Raw genomic sequence first — 19,258 nt, 5'->3', positions numbered from 1 at the left:
CAATCATCGCCGCCGCGTCAACCGCCGTGACGTGAGGTGTGCCGCTGACCGGGATACCGGCCTAGGCGGTGCCCAGTGACTCCCGGAACCGGCGGCCGAGGATTCCGCGTGCCGCGCGGGTCCAGGTGAATCCGACGTGCCCGACGTTGACCCAGCGCACATGTTCGGCCTGCCACGAATCAGCCAGGGCCTCAGACTGTTCCACCGGAATCAGCCGGTCCGCCTTGGCGATGAACAGCGTCCGGTCCCGCGGTGCGACGACCGTCGGCAGCGCCAGCGGCGACACGACCTGGAAGACGGTCCGGGCGTCGTCGGACGCAATGACGTCCCGGTATTCCTCAGGCGGACCGTGGTGGGTCAGCAGTGCCAGCGGATCGGCGAACGGTAGTGCCGCGGCCACCGCGTCGAACCGTTCGAGTCCGGCCAGCACGGTGGACAGGTAGCCGCCGAGCGAAACGCCGTAGAGGCCCACCGGCGCGTCGGTGGTGCTGCGAATCCAGCTCACCAACCGGCGGACATCCCACACCGCCTGCGTGATGCCGTGCAGCATCGAGGTCAGGTCCAGTGACAGCAACTGTCCGTCGGCCGGCTCCCGCCGAGGCCCATGCAGTGGCGAAATCGGTAGTGCCACATTGTATCCGAGCTTGTGGTGCAGATGGTTGGCCCACAGCACGTTCAAGTCGAAGCGCGATGACCCCATGCCGAACCCGTGCAGGATGACGACCCACGGCGCGGGGGAGTCGGGGCGGCGCAGCAGTCGGACGGTGACGGTGCCGTTGCGGTCGGTGCCGGGCCGGCGCCCCGCGCCCGACTCGAAAGGCCGAGCGTCGAACTCCGAAGCGAAGGACATCGTCTCGTGGCCGAGCGGCCCGTTGTGAGTGCCCCGGTGCAGGACGTCGGCGTTGTTCAGTTTTGGCGGAGTGCGGTGGTACTTCGACGGTTTGGAGATCCAGCCGCGCTTCTTGAACATGGCCGCGGCCATGTCGAGTTCGGCGGCCAGGCGTTCGGGCGCGGCTTCAGCGGGCAGCTTCGGCCGGCGCAGGCGCATGACGGCGAGCACGGCTTCATCGATGGCGATATGAGGTGCCACCGCCATGCGCTCGTTGACGCCCATGCACTCGGGACGGTTCACCGTGGGCGGCTCGGGCAACCCATCGTTGCTCAGTGGGGCAGACACCGTTGCGCTATTGCCCCATCACGTATTTCACGGTGGGACCCGTGGTCCAGCCGCCGTCGACCGCGATCTCGGCACCGGTGACGTACGAGGCGGCACGTGAGAGCAGGTAGGTCACCGCACCGGCGATTTCGTCGGCCTCGCCGACGCGACCCATCGGGGTGTTGGGGTAGTTGCCCTCACCTTGCTGGATGCCGACCTGCGCCGTCATCGGCGTGTAGGTCATGCCGGGATGCACGGAGTTGACGCGGATGCCGTCGGTGCCCAGCTCGACGGCGGCGATCTTGCTCAGGCCACGTACCGCCCACTTCGAGGCGCCGTATCCCGCCGTCAGGGCGAGGCCCATGAGGCCGGCCGCCGACGAGATGTTGACGATGGAGCCGCCACCGGCCGCACGCATCGGCGCGATCACGGCCTGCAGGCCGTTGAAGACGCCGACCAGGTTGACGTCGAGCACGGTACGGAAGTGCTCCAGCGGCTCGTGCTCGATGAACTGGCCGGTGGAGATGCCGGCGTTGTTCACCAGGCCGGTGATCTTGCCGAACTCGGCGACCGTCAGCGCGACGGCCGCGTCCCACTGGGCGCGATCGGTTACGTCGAGATGCGCGTAGCGTGCCGCGTCTCCGAGCTCGGCTGCCAACTGGTTGCCCTCGTCGTCGAGCACGTCAGCGATGACGACCTTGCCGCCGCCGGCGACGATGTGCCGCGCCATCGACGCGCCGAGGCCGCGTGAGCCACCGGTGACGATCGCCACCACGTCCGACAAGCTATCCGAATCTGCCATCGCAGCAACTTCCTTTCGACGTCCTCAGGGCACGGGATCGCTATCGCGTCCGCCCTCGTGTGAAGGCAAGCACATCTACTCGCCGGTGTCGGGCGAACTCCCACCCGGTGGGACTGCATCCTTCTTCGCGCCCGCCTCTACCCAGCCGGAAGCGGCGAGCAGCCGGCCGAGCTCGGCCTTGACGCCTTCGAGGATCTCCCACGGGTCCTCGACCAGGTCCGGGTCAGCCTGGATGCCGACGTCGACGTTGCCGCCGTAACTGAAGACGGTGACGTTGATGCCCATGCCGACGGTCAGCGGACCGACCGGCACGATGTGCTCGATCTTGGCGCCCGCCATGTACAGCGGGATCGGCGGACCGGGGACATTCGAGACGATGAGGTTGCTGGCCAACGGCAGCTTGTCCTCGAGTTTGGCGGCGCGGAAGCCCTTGAACATCAGGTTCAGCAGCACCGGCGGCGCGAAGTCGGTCAGGCCGATGGTCTGGCCCGCCTGCAGATCCTCGGCCAGCGCCTTGGCGCTGTTCATGCCGTTGTGGATGGCGGACAGCCGCTCGACCGGATCATCCACATCGGTGCACATGGAGGCGATCATGGTGTGCACGTGGTTACCGGGGGTCTCGTCGCCCGCGTCGCGGGTGGACATGGGCACGGTCGCCAGTACCGGCGTCTCGGGTAGTGCGTCGCGCTTGATCAGGTAGGTACGCAGCGCGCCCGCCACGACGCTCAGGATCACGTCGTTGACCTTGACGCCGAGACCGTTCTTGACGTGCTTGATGTGCGCCATCGGCAGCGTCGCGTAGGCGAAGCTGCGGTGTGAGCTGAGCGCGCCGTTGAAGCTGGTCTTGGGGGCGCTCATCGGTCGTGGCGGTGGGTCGTCGCGCCGTAGATGGCTGATGGTGGTCACGGCGTTGCGGACGGTCTGCCCAAGGTACTGAACGACTTTCGGCGGCGTGGCCGCGGCGGACAGCGTGCCCTTGGCGAACAGTTCGAGGCTCGAGTGACGGGGCTGCTCGCCTTCGTCGGGCAGCTCGACGATCGGGCCGTTGGCGTCCGGCGTCACGTCGCAGAGCACCGAGGACAGACCGGCGCCGGACACGCCGTCGACGATGGAGTGGTGCGTCTTGGCGATGAAGGCGACGCGGCCGCCCTCGAGGCCCTCGACGAACCAGCTCTCCCAGAGGGGCTGGTTGCGGTTGAGCTGACGGGCCAGGATCTCGCCGACGACATCGGCGAGTTCTTTCTCGCCACCGGGAGCGGGCAGTGCCGCACGGTGAATGTGGTAGTCGAGCTTGAACGCGGGATCGTCGACCCACACCGGCCGGTCCAGGCCCAGCGGCACCTCTTGGATGCGGCGCCGAAACGACGGTAGGTAGGGCAGCCGGCGGTCGAGGTGATCACGCAGATGCTCGAAATCGAACCCCGGCGCGTCACTGGGATCGAGAATCATCAACCCCAGGGTGTGTTGTGGCCATTCGGTGCCCTCCATGGACAAGAACATGGCATCCATGCCGGACAAGCGCTTCACCGCAATACTCCCCTCGTGGACCACGGATTTGTGGCGGCAATAACGTATCCGCGGTTGCGGGTTTCGCAATTGCTACTTCCCAGTCAGCGAGATTGAAATTCGCCGCCTAGCAGGCGGTTCGCCACGGTTTGGGTCTCTCTACCAAGTGAACTCGGTTAACTGTTTCACTTATTCTGCGACTGACGAAAAGGTGTAGAACTATCGCTCTACTCGACGCTCGGCACAGTTCTGATGCATTGTTCGAACTGGAATATATTATCGGGATCGTATTTCGCTTTGACGGCGCGCAATCGGTCGACATTGGCACCCCAATAGGCGCGCTCCCAGTCGGGCATACCGGCATTGGGGACGTTGGTATACGCACCATTCATGAACGGCTGCAATGCTTCTCCGAACTCGGCGATCCAGTTGAGGCAGCGGTCGGTCAACGGATCGTCCGCGGCGGGTGCGCCGCCGCGGACGCCCCAGCCCGCGCCCGGTTCGGCATAGAAGAGGGAATCTCGGTGGGCGAAGGCCGCGCCTCCGGTGGGTTCGCTCACCGGGACTGCGCCGCGTAATGCGTTGGTGAAGTAATTGCAGGCGGGGGTCGGCGCTGTCGCCATGTAGTCGCCGACGAGTTGTATCGCTTCCGCTGGAAAAGGATCAGACATGAACTGCGAGAGGAACTTCCAGTTCGCGGGCTCGTCGTCCACCGGTATCTGGAAGCCGGCGAATATGTCGTGCCAATTGGCGTCAGTGCATTCGACACGGGGCGCGCCGACGGACAGCATCGGCGCCAGCATCTCGAGTGCGTCGCGCTCCGAACCGGAGGCAAGGACACCGACCATCGAAATTTCGTCGCGACGGATCTCCAATTGGCTCGTGAGGCGATGATCCGAGAACGGCGCACAGCGTTGCCAGGTATCGAAAACCGCGGGGAGGTCGTTTAGGCCGGGCCAACGCGCGACGATATAGGTGCATTGTGCGAGTGGATGAATCGAGTACGTCATCGACGTGGCGATGCCGAAATTGCCGTTGCCGGCGCCGCGCAGCGCCCACAACAGGTCCGTGTTGGTGTGCGCGTCGGCGACCATCACCTCGGCGCCGCCGCCGGCGGATGCGACCACGATCTCGGCCGCGAGGAGGTTGTCACACGCCATGCCGTAGGCACGCGTGAGGAGGCCGAAGCCACCGCCGAGTGTCGCGCCTACCAGTCCGACGGAGCCCTCGGTGCCGGTGGGTGCAGCGAAGCCGGCCCGGCCCAGCGTCGCTACCGCTTCGGACTGGTTGAGACCGGCACCAACCGTCGCGGTGCGTGCGGCGGCGTCGATCGCCGCGGACTTCAGATGACTGACGTCGATGACGACACCGTCGTCCACGGTGGACCAGCCTTCGAGGCAGTGCCGCCCGCTGCGGGCCCGCACCGGTAGGGCATGCTGGCGGGACCAGGTCAGTGCATTGACGACATCGGTTGTATCCCTGGCGAATACGATGGCAGCGGGCTGGTTTGTGCACAACAGGTTGAATCCGGCACAGGCCGCGGGGTAGTCGGCGTCATCCGGGCACACGACCCGTCCTGTGAGGGTTCCGGGCCGGCTCAGAAGGGGATTCATCGGTCCGCGGCGAATTCGTCGATGCCTGGCTCGTGGTCGAGTACTCCACGGTCGAAGACCAGCATCTTGACGAAGTATCCGATGCCGGCGGCGATGAGGCCGAGCACGATGGCACTCGGCACCCGCGCGGAATCGGGGGTCACGAGAACGAAGAGGGCGAACGCCACCCAGATCAATGCCACCGCGGCGACCGGGACTTCGAAGCGGCCCAGGCTGAAGCCACCTTCCTTGTGCTCCAACCGTTTCCGAACCGCGAGGTACAGCACGACGATGGCGCCGTAGATCAGCGCCGGCAGGATGGTCGATGCGATGATCAACTGGATGAGCGCGGACCCGCGCAAGGTCGCCATCAGCACGACGCCGACGACCAGAATCAAAATGGTGGCGGGCACCGGTGTCTGGGTGCGAGGGTCGACACGGCGCATCATCTGGTGCAGCGGGAAACGGCCGTCGCGGGACATGGCGAACACCTGCCGCGAGCACGCCGCCATCACCACCATCCCGGCACCGAACATGGCAAAGACAATGCCGGCCAATAGGATTCGCTCAGTGACCGGCCCGAGCTGTTCGCGGATGATCAGGGCGACCGGTGAACCGCTGTGGCTCACCGCGGCGACGTCCTTTATCCCCATCGTGAGGGCGATCAGAAACACCAGACCCGCCACTCCGGCGGCGACCACCGACGCCACGATGGCGCGCGGCACACTCTTGAACGGATCCTTTGCCTCCTCGGCCAGGTTGGCGGCAGAGTCGAAACCGACCAGCGTGGTCAGGCCCATGATCATTCCGGCCATCAGCCCGCCGCCGATCGCGTAATAGTCGCCGGCGCCCGCAGCGATGCCGCGCGTCGTCAGATTGCCGACATCGCCGCTGCCCGTCACGGCCATGACGATCCCCAGCGCGAGGACCAGCAGCACGACGATGCCGATCTCCAGTCCCACCGCGCCGGATGTGACGAGGCCGAGCAGGCGGGTGGAGGCGATCACGAGAATCGCCTGGGCGATCAGGACCGCGACGGTGATCAGTCGGGCCGTGTCCTCGCTGTCCGCCATGCCCAGCAGCGGCATGAGTGCCTGACTGGCCAGGGCGTTGTCGACGGCCACCACGGCGATGGCGAGGTACCAGAACGTCAGCCAGCCGAACAGCCACCCCACTTTCGGGTTGGCGAGCCGTGACGCCCACTGATACGACGAGCCGCTCAGTGCGATGCGCGACGCGAACTGCGCTACCACGAGCGCTACGAGCGTCTGCCCGACCGCGGCCACGACCCAGAGCCAGATGCCGACGGGACCGGAAGTCTGCAGGAGGTCGTCGTAGGTCCCGAAAATGCCCACGGCCACCGAGATGAAGGCGAATGAGATGGCGAAGACCTGGAAGCCGCCGAGGGTTCGCTTCAGTTCGGGGGTGTAGCCGCAGTCGATACATTCCACGTCGGCCGATGCCGGAAGCGCAACGCGGTCTGTCGTCATGGCCTGGCCCAGCCCTTCAGTTGCCCCCTATACGCATAATTGTCGCGCACGTCAACGATGGATATCGAAGATTGGCCATGTTCGTCTCGGCCGTGATGTTGGGTGTCCAATCCGTGACTAATCTTTGACCGAAATATTGACGCGCCGTACGGATTTCGGCATTCACGAGCCCATACCATGACCGTGTTCAACCATGCGGCCAGCGCACGAAGGGGTCGGATATATGCGGGTGTTTGTACACGGTGTCCTTGCCGTGGTCGTGGTGGCCACGACCACCACTGGCGGCGCGCTCGGTATCGAGACGGCAGGCATTCGCCTGCCGTTGGGCTCGATCATCGAGTCGACGCAGCCGACGCAAGGCGTGCCGGTCGGCGTCGCACACCCGATCGTGGTGACCTTCAAGCGGCCGATCACCAACCGTGCGGCCGTCGAGTTGGCCTTGGACGTGACGTCCACGCCGGCGATGACGGGCAAGTTCGAATGGCTGGATAACAAAGTGGTGCAATGGGTTCCGGATGGATTCTGGCCTGCGCACAGCACCATCAAGCTGACGGTCGGCGGCCAGCCGATGGCACTCACCACGGGGCCGGCGGTCATCGGCACCGCTCACGTCGCCGACCACACCTTCACCGTCACGATCGACGGCCAGACACCGCCGGACATGCCGGCGCCGCATCATCTGCCCCATCTGGGCGAGTCGGGCGTACTGCTCGCGACCCTGGGCCGTCCGGAGTATGCGACGCCGCTTGGCAAGTACACCGTGTTGGCGAAAGACCGCAATGTGCTTATGGATTCGAGCAGTGTAGGCATTCCCGTCGATCATCCGGACGGATACATGACGGAGGTCGAGTTCGCAGTCCGGATCAGTCAACGCGGACTGTTCGTGCATTCGGCGCCGTGGGCCGTCGAGTCGATGGGCTTCGAGAACGTCAGCCACGGTTGTATCGGTTTGGCGCCCGCGGGTGCCGAGTGGTACTACAACACCGTCAACGTCGGCGACCCGGTCATCGTCGAGCCATAGCACTGCGCCACAGCGCAATTCGCCGTCCTTGGCCGTGTTCGTCCGGCGGCCAGGGGCGGTTTTTGCTCGTACGGGTGCGCCTTCAGCTCAGAGTCAGCGGGGTAGTGGGTCCGCGGACAGTTGACTCTGCATCCACGGCGGCCGTTACTCGCACAAGTGCGCCGTCAGTGCAGAGTCAACGTGAGTGCACCGTTGACTCTGAGTCCAGGGCGGTCGCCACTCGCGCAAGTGCGCCGTCAGTGCAGAGTCAACGTGAGTGCACCGTTGACTCTGAGTCCAGGGCGGTGGTTACTCGCACAAATAGACCCTCAGTGCGGGGTCGACGGGCGCGGGCCAACGCAACACAAGCACGAAGCACCCGAGCCACGAGGGCTCGGGTGCTTCGGTGAAAGCTGTTGTGCGGCTGGCGGATCTAGTTCTGCGGGCCCGGCTGGGTCGGCAGATTGGGGGTCGGGCCGCCGGCGTCCACGGGCCGCAGGGTCCGCGCCTCCTTGCCGTCTGTGATGCCACCCATGTCCATCGGGATGGCGGCAGGGGCGGCGGCGATCGGGATGGGCGCCCCGATCGGCAAACCGGCGGGGATGGGAGGCACTACGGGCGGTACCGCTGCCGGGACGGGCGGGACCACCGCGGGAACCGGCGGGACTGCCGCCGGGACCACCGGAGCGGCCGCCAGGGGGCCCACGATGCCCGAGGACTCGACAGCGGGCGCGGCACAGGGCGCGGCAGCAGCCGCAGCGACAGGCGCCCCGGCTGCAGGTGCTACGCCGCCCGCGTCGCACGCGTATCCGCCAGTCTTCAGTGGGACTGCCGCTGCGGTCGGGCTCACGGCCACGGCCGCAGCGCACACACCGGCGCTGGCAACTATTTTCACAGCGATTCGACCAAAGCTGATCATCACCGGCGTCTCCTTGAACGTGCCCTTAAATTACAGCGCCGAAAATTTGCGCAGCTGAACCGTAGGGCACCGCGGGAGGCGGGTTCAAGACATGTTTTCAATCGGATGCGTGCTCGACATGGGACTGAGCCGCGACCGTGACCGTACCGTTTCAATAGTCTCAGAGTCCTCACAGAGAGGTCTCGGCGGATAACAGTACGGTGCTGGAACCCGTTGTAAGGCGGGCAAATTCGGCGAAGGTCGAGCGGGCCGGGCTAGCGGGTGGAGTCCCCGGCCAGTAGTCGTGCCAATTCGTGCTCGGCGCGCCGTTCCACGAGGAGCGGAACGAAGTCCCGAACCGTGCTGTCGGCGAACTGCTGCCGAGCGCCGTCGATGACGGTCGTCACGCGCGCCGCGGGCAGGTCCGCAAACTTGGCCGTGAGTCGGGTCTCGATCTCGGTGAATACCTGCGCTTCGGACTTGGCGGACATGCCGTCGATCCTTCTCGGGCCCGTTGACAGCTGTCAACGCAGATGGGGTGACGTGTAGGCGAACTAACAATTACTGGCGTCGTGTGAGCCGGCGGAAACGTCGACTGTGGTCTCCTGACGGCTAGCGCTGACGCAGTGCCCTGATGCCCTCGTCCAGGGCGGCCTCGAGATACGTGAGGTCGCCGGTGGCCAACATGATCCCGACTCCGCCCTGGACACCGGCCAACAGCGCGGCCGCGGCGCGCTCGGGATCGACCGTGCGGGCGATCTTGTCCTGCTCCTGCATCGCCACGATGCCGTCGGCGATGGCGCTGCGCCAGGAGGCGATCAGTTCGGTGGTGACGGCCTGCGCGCCGGTGCTGGTACGGCCGATCTCGGACATCAACACCGCGATCGGGCAGTTCTGGCCTTGTCGGCGGTATCGCTCGACCACGACGTCCCGCCAGCGCTGCCAGGCCGCCCACGAGGTGAGTGCGCTGAGATGAGGCTGCTGATCGTCGAGCACCCGCTGTGATTCGAGCGTCGCGACAGCGAGCAGCAGCTGCTCTTTCCCGCGCGGAAAGTAATGGAAAATCTGGCTCTTCGAGGTCCGCGTCCGCGCCATCACATCTTCGATGGTGGTGAGTGCGACGCCGCGCTCGCGGATCTCCGCCGCGGCACCGTCGATGATCCGGGTTCGGGTGGCCTGTCCCTTGGCCGTCAGTTTCTGGACTTGCAGGTCCATTTTGTTCGGCGAACCATGTGGACTCATGAGTCCAGAAGATACGCGATTGTCCGGCCGCACAGCCCTTGTCACGGGTTCTACCGGAGGTCTCGGCACTGCCATTGCCCGCAGGCTCGCCGACGAAGGTGCACATGTTGTGGTGAGTGGGCGAAACGCGGAGCGTGGCGCCGCGCTGGTGGCCGTAATCCGGGCCGCCGGTGGCGAGGCCTCTTTCGTCGCAGCAGACCTGGCGGGCGGCGACGATGCGATCCGCGACCTTGCCGAACGTGCCACAGACGCAGTAGGCGGGCGGCTCGACATCCTGGTGAACAACGCCGCCACGCTGCTGATGCCGGCGCCGACCGCCGACATCGCGCCCGAGGTACTGCGAGAGGCGTTCGAGGTCAACGTGTTTGCGCCGTTCCTGCTCACCGGGGTGATCGCGCCCGCGATGGTGCGCAACGGCGGCGGCGCCGTTGTGAACATCGGCTCGATCACCGGGTTACGCGGAGCGAGCGGTTCGGCGATCTATAACTCCAACAAGGCGGCGATCCATTCGCTCACCACCTCGTGGGCCGACGAATACGGGCCCTTCGGCGTTCGGGTGAATGCCGTGGCGCCGGGTCCGATCGCGACCGAACGGCAAGAGGAGTTCGCCGACCACATCCAACCGGTGCTCGACCGCCTGCCGTCTCGGCGGATGAGCACGCCGGACGAGGTGGCTGCCTCGGTGGCGTTCCTGGCCAGTGACGATGCGGCCAACATTCACGGCGCCATCCTCAGCGTGGACGGAGGATGGGCCGCGGTCTGACGCAGCGTCGTGACCGGTGCTTATCTGTCAAATAGATGCCACCATCGAAATCGATCGTTGGACACGATGAGTAACCGCGGGTGAGATGGGTGCGGTACGCCGCGGTGGTGAATCGTGGGCTCGGCACTGACCCGCTCTGGAAGGAACGACGAACCGTGAACGGCTTCAGCAGAAGGCAGTTCGGCTTGATGGCGACGGCAGCGGTCGGTGCCGCGTCGTTGGCAGCGTGTGGATCGTCGTCAGGACCGCCGGCGGTGCAGAAGGCGACACCGCCGCCCGCTCCGGAGCACAACCTGAGTGCCGTGAAGCAGGTTCGCGCCGGCGATCTCAATGTCGGTTACGTCGAAGCGGGACCGGCGGACGGTCAGCCGGTCCTCCTGCAGCATGGCTGGCCGTATGACATCCATAGCTACGCCGACGTGTCCGCAATCCTGGCTGATCAGGGTTTCCGTGTGATCGTGCCGTATCTCCGCGGTTTCGGATCGACGCGGTTCCTGGCCGACACGACGGTCCGGAATGGGCAGCAGGCCGCGCTGGCCGCCGACGTCGTGGCTCTGATGGATGCGCTGAACATCCCGCGGGCGATCCTGGGCGGCTTCGACTGGGGCGGACGCACGGCCAATGCTGTTGCGGCACTGTGGCCGCAGCGGGTAGCGGGACTGGTTGCGGTGAGTGGGTACATCCTGGTCAATCTGGCGGCCAACCTGCAGCCGTTGGATCCCAACGCGGAGCTGGGTTGGTGGTATCAGTACTACTTCGCGACGCCGCGCGGAGAACTCGGCTATCGGACGAACACCAAGGCGTTCAATCGGCTGATCTGGTCGCAGGCCTCGCCACTGTGGCACTTCACCGATGCGGCATATGGACTGAGCGCCGGTGCGTTCGACAACCCCGACCACGTTCCCATCGTGATCCACAACTATCGGTGGCGTCTGAGCCTCGCGGCGGGCGAAAGTCGTTACGACGCAGACGAACAACGCCTGCAGGCCAAACCTCTGGTCCATGTCCCCACCATCACGATCGCCAGTGACTTCGATGGTGCGGCCAAGGATGGCGCGGGATACCGCTCGATGTACGCCGGGGCGTATGAGCACCGTGTCCTCGACGGGATCGGCCACAACGTGCCGCAGGAGGCGCCCGCGCAATTCGCGAACGCGGTGGTTGACGTCAGCCGGATGCCGTCGCGCTGACCACGACCGAACAAATTGTCCCGCAACCTATTTTGAGGAAAGGCCACGTTACCGATGTCGATCATCGACGCTCCGAACAGGACCGACCCTAACCTGAGCGCACAGCTGACCGGATGGCGGTTGACCTGGGCGCTGGTTATCGCGATCGCAATCGGTACCACCGCGGTCGCGGTGATCGTGGGCGGCGTGGCCGGTGCGAACGAAGGCATTCGGATCACCGCACGGACGTCGGCAGTGTTGTTCCTCCTGGCGTTCACCGCTTCGTCGGCTTATCGATTGTGGCCCAACGACTTCACCAAGTGGGTGCGTCGCAATCGGCGCTATCTCGGCGTCGCCTTCGCCGGTTCGCATCTGGTCCACGCCGGATTCATCATCGCGTCGGTGGTCCTGAGCAGTGCACGCTTCAAAGCCGGCGTGGAGCGCACGCCGGGAGGTGTGTACGTCCTCGACACGATTGCGTACGGGTTCCTCATCGCGATGGCGATCACCTCGTTCGACCGGATTGCCAACCGGATGCGGTACGCGACCTGGCACCGGCTCCATGTCACCGGCAATTATGTGATCTGGTTGACCTTCTTCGTCGCGTACTGGCGCCGCGGTATCACCTACCCGCTGTTCTACGGACCGTTCCTGCTCATTGTCCTGGCGGCCTTGGTGATTCGTGCGGCAGGCAAGATCAAGCGGAAGAACGCTGCCGCTGAAGCCTGACGCCTACCGGCTCGCCAGGCTCCGGCTGATCACCAGCCGCTGAATCTGGTTGGTGCCCTCGAAAATCTGCATGATCTTGGCTTCGCGCATGAAACGCTCGACACGGTAGTCGCGGGTGTAGCCGGCGCCGCCGAACACCTGGACCGCGTCGGTGGTGACCTTCATGGCGGCGTCGGTGGCGACCAGCTTGGCGACCGAGGCGTTGCGCGAGTACGGCAGCCCGGCGTCGCGTCGGCGGGCGGCGTCCAGGTAGGTGGCCCGCGCCGAGTCGACGGCGGCCGCCATGTCGGCGAGCAGGAAGCCGAGCCCCTGGTGGTCGATGATCTTGCGGCCGAACGTCGTTCGCTCCTGGGCATAGGCGACCGCTTGATCCAGCGCCGATTGGGCGAGGCCGACGGCGACCGCCGCGACACCGAGGCGTCCGGCGTCGAGTGCGCTGAAGGCGATCGGCAGGCCCTGGCCTTCGGCGCCGATGAGACGCTCTGCGGGCAGGAATGCGCCGTCGTAGTGTGCCGACGTGGTGGGCACGGCGTGCAGGCCCATCTTCTCCTCGGGCCGGCCGAAGGACAGCCCCGGAGTGTCCTTCGACACCAGGAAACACGAGATGCCTTGTGACCCTTCGCCGGTGCGCGCGAATAGGGTGTAGAAGTCGGCGAGTCCGCCGTGCGTGATCCACGCCTTCGAACCGGTGATGCGGTAGCCGTCGTCGGACGCAACGGCCTTGCAGGCCAGGGCTGCGGCGTCGGAACCGGCCTGCGGTTCGGACAGGCTATAGGCACCGACCAGGTTGCCGCTGAGCATCTCCGGTAGCCAGCGCTGCCGCTGCTCGTCGGTGCCGAACGTCATCAGTGGATGGCACGACAGGCTGTGCACGCTGACCGCGATGGCCACCGAGGCCCACCGGGCGGCGAGCTCTTCGAGCACCTGGAGGTAGACCTCGTACGGCTGGCCGCCGCCGCCCCACTCTTCGGGGTACGGCAGGCTCAGCAGCCCGGCTTCGCCCAGCGTGGGGAAGACCCCGTCGGGGTACGTCTCGTCCTTCTCGTGCTGGTCGACGATGGGGTCCAACACCTTGTCCGCGATATCGCGGGTGAGTTCGATGAGCGCGTGGGCTTCGTCGTTGGGCAAGAGGCGATCAACAGGCACCGGATACTCCACTAATACGTCGGACAGTACTAAGTTACCTGACACAGTACTGTTTGGGTAGTACTGAGTAAAGGGTCCGCAGTACTATGCGCATGTGAGCACGCGCACGTCCCCGGCGTTCGGCACCCGCCGGCGCACCGAGCTGTTCGACGCCCTGATCACGTTGTTCCTCGACGAGGGATTCGCGCACCTCACACTCGACGACATCGCCGGGCGGTTGCGGTGCTCGAAGTCGACGCTGTACACCCTGGCCGGCAGCAAGGAGCAGTTGGTCCGCGCCGCGACCGTCCAGTTCTTTCGCCAGGCGACCGACGAGGTGGAGCGCCTCGTAGCCGGGGTCGATGGCGCACGCGCCCGGATCACCGCCTATCTGTCGGCGGTGGGGACGGTGCTCGATGCCGCGTCGGACCAGTTCATGGTGGACCTGGACGCCTTCGTCCCCGCCCGCAGCGTCTACGAGAAGAACACCCAGATCGCGGCGCGCCGGGTCCAGGAGATGATCGCCGACGGAGTCGACAGTGGCGAATTCCGTGACGTCCATGCGGCTTTCGCCGCTGACCTGGCGTCGACCATGATGGTGCGCATCCAGCAGCGCCGGGTCCGCGAGAGTACCGGACTCGACGACGCCAGTGCATATCGCGAGCTCGCGGCGATTCTCACGGCCGGCATCAACGCCTGAGCCGGTGGCCTGACGTCTCCCCCCGACATCGTGTTTGTTGCAACTCGATAAGGACGTCCCAATCTCCCCATCAAGATCAGTAGCCTCGTGCGGTGGACCGCAGAACCGCTCTCAAGGTGCCGCTGCTACTGGCAGCGGGTTCCGCCATGGCCGGGCTCTCCGGACCCGCCCCGGTGTCTGCGGCCGGGGCGCGCTGGACACCCGAACGGGCCAACAGTTGGTACCAGGGGCAGGGCTGGTTGGTCGGGGGAAACTACATCACCTCCACCGCGGTCAATCAGCTCGAGATGTTCCAGAACGGCACCTACGACCCCGGCCGGATCAGCGCCGAACTGGGCGCCGCGCGCTGGTTCGGGTTCAACACCGTCCGCGTGTTCCTGCATGACCTGCTGTGGGCGCAGGACCCGCAGGGCTTCTCACAGCGCCTGACCCAGTTCGTCAGCATCGCATCGAGCCACGGCATCAAACCGCTGTTCGTCTTCTTCGACTCGTGCTGGGACCCGCATCCCAAGCTCGGTGTGCAGCGAGCCCCGACGCCGGGTGTGCACAACTCGGGCTGGGTGCAGAGCCCGGGCGCGGACCGGATCGCCGACCCGAACTACCGGGGCGTGCTGCAGAAGTACGTCACCGGAGTGCTGAGTCTGTTCCGCAACGACAATCGCGTGCTCGGCTGGGATCTGTGGAATGAGCCCGACAACCCGGCCGCGGTCTATCGCAAGGTCGAGCGGGGCGACAAGATGAAACTCGTCGCCGACCTGCTCCCGCAGGTGTTCGCGTGGGCGCGTTCCGTCGACCCCACACAGCCGCTGACAAGTGGTGTGTGGCAAGGAAGTTGGGCCGATCCAGCCCGGCGCAGCGCCATCGCGTCGATCCAGCTGGACAACTCGGACATCATCTCGTTCCACAGCTACGCCGAGCCGGCCGGCTTCTCGGCCCGGATCGATGAGCTTGCCCCGCTCGGCCGGCCCATCATCTGCACGGAGTACCTCGCCCGCAACCAGGGCAGTACGGTCGAAGGCATTCTGCCAGTTGCCAAGCAGCGCAACGTGGGTGCGTACAGCTGGGGGCTCGTGGCCGGCAAAACCCAGACGTATTTCCCCTGGGATTCCTGGGACCACCCGAACCCCACGGAGCCGAAGGTCTGGTTCAGTGATCTGCTCTACCCCAACGGGCGGGCCTTCCGGGACAGTGAGGTGCTCACCGTCCGCAAGTTGACGGGAACGCCGGGTCAGACCTAGCCGGCGTCAGTGCGCGAGCAGCAGGATCAGCTGCGCCTGCAGCTCACCGAAGAGGAAACCGAGGGCGGCACCGAGCACGACGACGATCCATTCGTCATCCTTGAACGCCGGGCGCAGCAGGTTCTCGAACGACAATGAGTCCAGCAGCATCATCTTCGTGACCATGACGTTCTCCAGATCGAGGCGGTCCCGCATGTATCCCTCGATGTAAGTGGAGGTTTCGGGCAGCTTCTCGATGATCGAATCGGTGATCTGCTTCTTCATGTCCACGTACTGACGGCCGCCGACGGACTTGATGATCTTGCCGGTGAAACCCATCTGCTTGTCGATGGTCGCGCTGATCTCGGTGGAGATCATGTCGAAGAATCGGTCCGACGACGGGCCGTTGAGCATGCTCTCCATGATGGCCTGGGGCGTGAAGATCTCGCGGGCCATGAGCGCCGCGTAACCCTCGACGACCTGCTTGCGCTCGCGTTGGAAGACGCCCTGCCACGTGATGCCGAGGAAGACGTTCTTGCGCTCCAGCGGACGGAAGATCATCTGCAGCGCAACGTAGTCGGTGAGGCCACCGGTCAGCAGGCCGAACAGTGGCAGCGACCAGTGCCAGTTGGTGATACCGAACACCACGGCCTGCACCAGGCCGATCAGGAAGCCGAAGAGCAGGCCGGACATGATGAGGAACTTGAACGCCGGCTTGCCGATGTCCTGGAAGACCGTGTTGAGCGTGACCTTGTCGCGCACCAGGTTGGTGACGACCATGTGTTTGATGTCGAAGATCTGGTCGACCTGGCCGCGCAGCTTGTCGAACATCGCGGCCATGGCCGTCGGGATGCGTTTCTCGACGTTCTTGACGACGACGTCTTTGAGCTGGTCCGGGGTGGCGCGCCAGACCTGCGGCTGGAACGACATCATGATGGTGTCGACCATTCCCGCCGAGGTCTGCCGCAGTGGTTCGGCGAGCTCTTTGACCAGTTCGTTGGGATCGATCTTGTCGAACATCTCCTCGGGTTTGAGGATCTCCGACGTCAGTGAATCCACTGCTACCGCAGCCATTTTCGGCGCACGCTTCGGGATCTGGCCCTGCCAGCCGAGGTACGGCGGAATGCCCTTGAACTCGACGGGGTAGAACATCATCTTCAGGGCCATGATCTTGGTGACCCAGCCGACGAACGCGGCGCCCAACGGGATGGTGATGTAGACCCACCAGGGGTAGGCGAACGCATTCGCCATGAGGTTCTCCACCTGGCTGTCTCCCATCAGTCGCGTCCAGTGAATAGCTGGACTACGTTAACCGGCGACCACGTGCGAGAAGACTAACGGGCACGTCAGATCCGCAACGCGGGATCGCGTATTTTGTTAACCCCGCTCGAACCGCCTGATGATTGGGTATTGCACGCGGAAATTTCATGCCGCAGCCGCCCGATGTCCCGCCGTGGAGCGCGGCGAGACAGCGGAAGATTTCGGGTGGCGGCTACAGGTCGAAGACGGTCGATCCGTTTGCGGTGGAGTAGTCGATGTAGATCCGGTTGTGCAGGAACGGCATTGCGCCGGTGTTCATCAATTCGGCGTTGTAGGCGTCGGAAGTCACCACCGGTGTGTACGACGACGTGGTCGTGTACGTGTAGAGCAGCGTGCCGTTGCTGTCGTACACCGAGATGACGGTGCCGACGGGCACGGTGCTACCCATGATGGTCGACGGCAGGGTGCCCGTGACGCCGCCGGAATCGATCAGCAGGTTGATCGGCGTCTTCGACCCGTTGTTGATGCTGACGGAACCGATCACGTTCGGCGAACCCGACGTGGTGACGCGCGCCGGCAGCGGGTTGGGGCCGAAGGTCAGCGTCCGGCCGGCTTCGTCGATGTAGATGCCGTTCTTCAGGGCGCCCGGCAAGCCGGTGGTGACCAGGCCGGGGCCGGGGCCGACGGCGTTGGTACCGACACCGAGGACACCCGCGACGCCGTTGTTCTGCAGGAACGTGGCGAACGCGGCCTGCTGCGCCGGGTCGGTGATGACGTCGACCGAGACGGGCGCGGTGACGATGCCGCTGCCGAAGTTCACGGTCGTGTTGTAGGTGTTGTAGTTGTAGGTCAGCCCGCCGCTGTAGGCGCCGGTACCACTACCGACCGCATTGCCCAGGCCGGTCTGGCCGACGTTCTTGGCATTGACCACCAGCCCGGACGATCCGGTGTCCACCAGCACCTTGATGCTCGGCCCGCCGTTCACCGAGATGGTGACGATCGGTTCCACGCCCGCGTACATGGACAGCGGGACCGAGGCGTAGATGCGGGCGTTCGTGGTGGCGTCGACGATGACGGCCTTGATGTCGCGATTCGCCGCCCAGTAACGCGCCGTCTTCAGCGCGGTGACAGCCTTGCCGATCAGCGCCTCGTTGGCCTTGAGCGCTTTCAGGGCTGTCGCATTGGTGGGGTCCGCCGCGTAGGCGTCCATGAGGTTTTGCTGGTTCGCCTGGTACGTCGTGAGATAGGTGGCCGCCATCCGCAGCTCGTACCGGGAGTACCCGTTGACCCAACTGGTGCCGAGGAGGGTGCGCGCCTGCGCGATCTCCGCCTGCGCCGTGTTGATGTACTCGTCCGCGGTGACGGTCTGGCCCGGCTGCCACGTCTCGGTGGGCGCCGGAGTGAGAGTTGCTGCGGCACTGGTCTTTTCGGTGGTCGTGGCCGGTGCGGGCGTGATGCCCAGCAGCTTGCTCACGGTTTTGGTCGTCCCGACCACGGCACCAGCCAGGGATTCCTCCGTGGCCAGGGTGGCGGCCCCGACTGCCTGACCGACGGCGGCCAGCACCGACAGTAGTCCGGAGATGCTGGCGGGAGCGGTCGGCGCGGCGACGCTGCTCAACGTCTTCACTGTGGTGTTCGGAATCGAAGTGATTGCGGCCGTGGATGTCTCGGCTGCGGCGACGGCGACCTGGGGGGTGCCGGCCGCTGCCGGTGCCGGCGCCGATGCGGCGGCCGGCGTTGCGGACGACGGCGAGCTCGGCGTGTCTTGGGCCGCGGTGTCCGTGGCCGGCTTGACCGCGGCGGCGGCTTTCAGTGGATTCTTCGTCGACGGGTTGTTGGTCACCGCCTGGGCGGCGGCCGACGGCAGCTTCGCAACGGTCCCGGCGTTCGGTGCGCTCGCCGACCGCCCGGTGCTGTCGGCCTTCGCGCGGCGATTGCGCGTGGGCTTCGCGTCGTTGTCGGTGCCGGTGGAGGCGTCGGCGGAAGCGTCGGTTGCCGCTGTGGGCTTGGTGTCCGCCTTGGTGTCTGACTTGGTGTCCGGCGTCGCCTTGGTGTCCGACGCATCCGCGGAAGCGGCGGTGTCCTTTTTCTTGTTCTTGGTGTTCTTCTGCGCAGGCGCCTTCTTGGGCTGCGCCGGCGCAGAAGACGACGCCGACTCCGAGTCGGTCGACGGGGCCGCACTCGCTACTGCCGCACTACCGAGCAGTGCGGCGCTGACGCCGACGGCGGCCACTCCGGTGCCCAGCCACGTCGATACCGCCAACTTCCGGCGTTGTGGGCGACGGTGTGCACCAGCCATTTCGGGTCCTCCATAGTCACGCCGCACGGCCATCGGACCCCGGCACGCCAACCGCTGTTGCGGCATTACCGCCCTGCAGTCTGGCAGACGGGTGTCGTGCCGCAGTACAGACAGAAAATTAACAGTTGTGAACGACTACCGCAGCGCTTCTGGCAAAGAATTGTGCCAGCGTCGTCAATAACCGCAGCGCGGCGAACAATGACGATCCGACGCCGGTAGGTGGCACCGCCTCACGCCTTTGACGTGCGGTGGGTGAGGCGACTCCGGCAAATCACCCACGGGTTACCATCCCCGGACGTAAATTTGCCTG

At 65.5% G+C, this 19,258-nt stretch carries 17 protein-coding genes; 6 read left to right on the top strand and 11 right to left on the bottom strand.

Features of this window, described 5'->3' with window-relative positions; all coding sequences use genetic code 11:
* Positions 1-61: 61 nt before the first annotated feature.
* The 5 genes from ACWW1C_RS28635 to ACWW1C_RS28615 form a co-directional block, all read right to left on the bottom strand.
* A complete protein-coding gene (locus tag ACWW1C_RS28635; RefSeq protein ID WP_455981400.1) occupies positions 62-1,177 on the bottom strand; it encodes an alpha/beta hydrolase in 1,116 nt (371 codons plus the stop codon).
* A gap of 7 nt (positions 1,178-1,184) precedes the next feature.
* Positions 1,185-1,958, bottom strand: a complete 774-nt coding sequence (locus tag ACWW1C_RS28630) for a glucose 1-dehydrogenase (RefSeq protein WP_455981399.1) — start codon at positions 1,956-1,958, stop codon at positions 1,185-1,187.
* 75 nt (positions 1,959-2,033) lie between these two features.
* Positions 2,034-3,485, bottom strand: coding sequence for a WS/DGAT/MGAT family O-acyltransferase (locus tag ACWW1C_RS28625; protein ID WP_455981398.1), 1,452 nt, complete (start codon positions 3,483-3,485; stop codon positions 2,034-2,036).
* A 206-nt stretch (positions 3,486-3,691) separates the two neighbouring features.
* Positions 3,692-5,032, bottom strand: coding sequence for an FAD-binding oxidoreductase (locus ACWW1C_RS28620; RefSeq protein ID WP_455981397.1), 1,341 nt, complete (start codon positions 5,030-5,032; stop codon positions 3,692-3,694).
* 41 nt (positions 5,033-5,073) lie between these two features.
* Positions 5,074-6,546, bottom strand: a complete 1,473-nt coding sequence (locus ACWW1C_RS28615; RefSeq protein ID WP_455981396.1) for an APC family permease — start codon at positions 6,544-6,546, stop codon at positions 5,074-5,076.
* Positions 6,547-6,769: 223 nt separating this feature from the next.
* Between ACWW1C_RS28615 and ACWW1C_RS28610 the strand changes: the two genes are divergently transcribed.
* Positions 6,770-7,567: a L,D-transpeptidase gene (locus ACWW1C_RS28610; RefSeq protein WP_455981395.1), complete on the top strand. Its 798-nt coding sequence runs from the start codon at positions 6,770-6,772 to the stop codon at positions 7,565-7,567.
* Between the two features lie 412 nt (positions 7,568-7,979).
* Here the strand turns inward: ACWW1C_RS28610 and ACWW1C_RS28605 are convergent, their stop codons facing one another.
* The 3 genes from ACWW1C_RS28605 to ACWW1C_RS28595 form a co-directional block, all read right to left on the bottom strand.
* The gene (locus ACWW1C_RS28605; protein WP_455981394.1) at positions 7,980-8,402 is read right to left on the bottom strand and encodes a hypothetical protein; all 423 of its coding nucleotides are present in this window, start codon (positions 8,400-8,402) and stop codon (positions 7,980-7,982) included.
* A gap of 317 nt (positions 8,403-8,719) precedes the next feature.
* Positions 8,720-8,935: a three-helix bundle dimerization domain-containing protein gene (locus ACWW1C_RS28600; RefSeq protein ID WP_455981393.1), complete on the bottom strand. Its 216-nt coding sequence runs from the start codon at positions 8,933-8,935 to the stop codon at positions 8,720-8,722.
* Between the two features lie 121 nt (positions 8,936-9,056).
* Complete coding sequence (locus tag ACWW1C_RS28595; RefSeq protein WP_455981392.1) at positions 9,057-9,659, bottom strand: TetR/AcrR family transcriptional regulator; 603 nt, start codon at positions 9,657-9,659, stop codon at positions 9,057-9,059.
* A 25-nt stretch (positions 9,660-9,684) separates the two neighbouring features.
* Between ACWW1C_RS28595 and ACWW1C_RS28590 the strand changes: the two genes are divergently transcribed.
* The 3 genes from ACWW1C_RS28590 (at position 9,685) to ACWW1C_RS28580 (ending at position 12,347) form a co-directional block, all read left to right on the top strand.
* Positions 9,685-10,449: an SDR family NAD(P)-dependent oxidoreductase gene (locus ACWW1C_RS28590; RefSeq protein ID WP_455981391.1), complete on the top strand. Its 765-nt coding sequence runs from the start codon at positions 9,685-9,687 to the stop codon at positions 10,447-10,449.
* 188 nt (positions 10,450-10,637) lie between these two features.
* Positions 10,638-11,639 carry an alpha/beta fold hydrolase gene (locus ACWW1C_RS28585; protein ID WP_455984478.1) on the top strand — a complete coding sequence of 334 codons (1,002 nt, stop codon included), beginning with the start codon at positions 10,638-10,640 and terminating at the stop codon, positions 11,637-11,639.
* Between the two features lie 54 nt (positions 11,640-11,693).
* Complete coding sequence (locus ACWW1C_RS28580; RefSeq protein ID WP_455981390.1) at positions 11,694-12,347, top strand: hypothetical protein; 654 nt, start codon at positions 11,694-11,696, stop codon at positions 12,345-12,347.
* Between the two features lie 3 nt (positions 12,348-12,350).
* Here ACWW1C_RS28580 and ACWW1C_RS28575 read toward each other — a convergent pair whose 3' ends face one another.
* Positions 12,351-13,493 carry an acyl-CoA dehydrogenase family protein gene (locus ACWW1C_RS28575; protein WP_455981389.1) on the bottom strand — a complete coding sequence of 381 codons (1,143 nt, stop codon included), beginning with the start codon at positions 13,491-13,493 and terminating at the stop codon, positions 12,351-12,353.
* 94 nt (positions 13,494-13,587) lie between these two features.
* Between ACWW1C_RS28575 and ACWW1C_RS28570 the strand changes: the two genes are divergently transcribed.
* Positions 13,588-14,172, top strand: a complete 585-nt coding sequence (locus ACWW1C_RS28570; protein WP_455981388.1) for a TetR/AcrR family transcriptional regulator — start codon at positions 13,588-13,590, stop codon at positions 14,170-14,172.
* Between the two features lie 92 nt (positions 14,173-14,264).
* Positions 14,265-15,410, top strand: a complete 1,146-nt coding sequence (locus ACWW1C_RS28565; protein WP_455981387.1) for a cellulase family glycosylhydrolase — start codon at positions 14,265-14,267, stop codon at positions 15,408-15,410.
* A gap of 6 nt (positions 15,411-15,416) precedes the next feature.
* Here the strand turns inward: ACWW1C_RS28565 and ACWW1C_RS28560 are convergent, their stop codons facing one another.
* Positions 15,417-16,667, bottom strand: a complete 1,251-nt coding sequence (locus tag ACWW1C_RS28560; protein ID WP_455981386.1) for a DUF445 domain-containing protein — start codon at positions 16,665-16,667, stop codon at positions 15,417-15,419.
* A 214-nt stretch (positions 16,668-16,881) separates the two neighbouring features.
* Complete coding sequence (locus ACWW1C_RS28555) at positions 16,882-18,948, bottom strand: PecA family PE domain-processing aspartic protease (protein WP_455981385.1); 2,067 nt, start codon at positions 18,946-18,948, stop codon at positions 16,882-16,884.
* Positions 18,949-19,258 lie beyond the last annotated feature (310 nt).

The sequence above is a fragment of the Mycobacterium sp. HM-7 genome, assembly GCF_053852335.1.
This window is presented reverse-complemented; position numbering and strand designations above follow the sequence as displayed.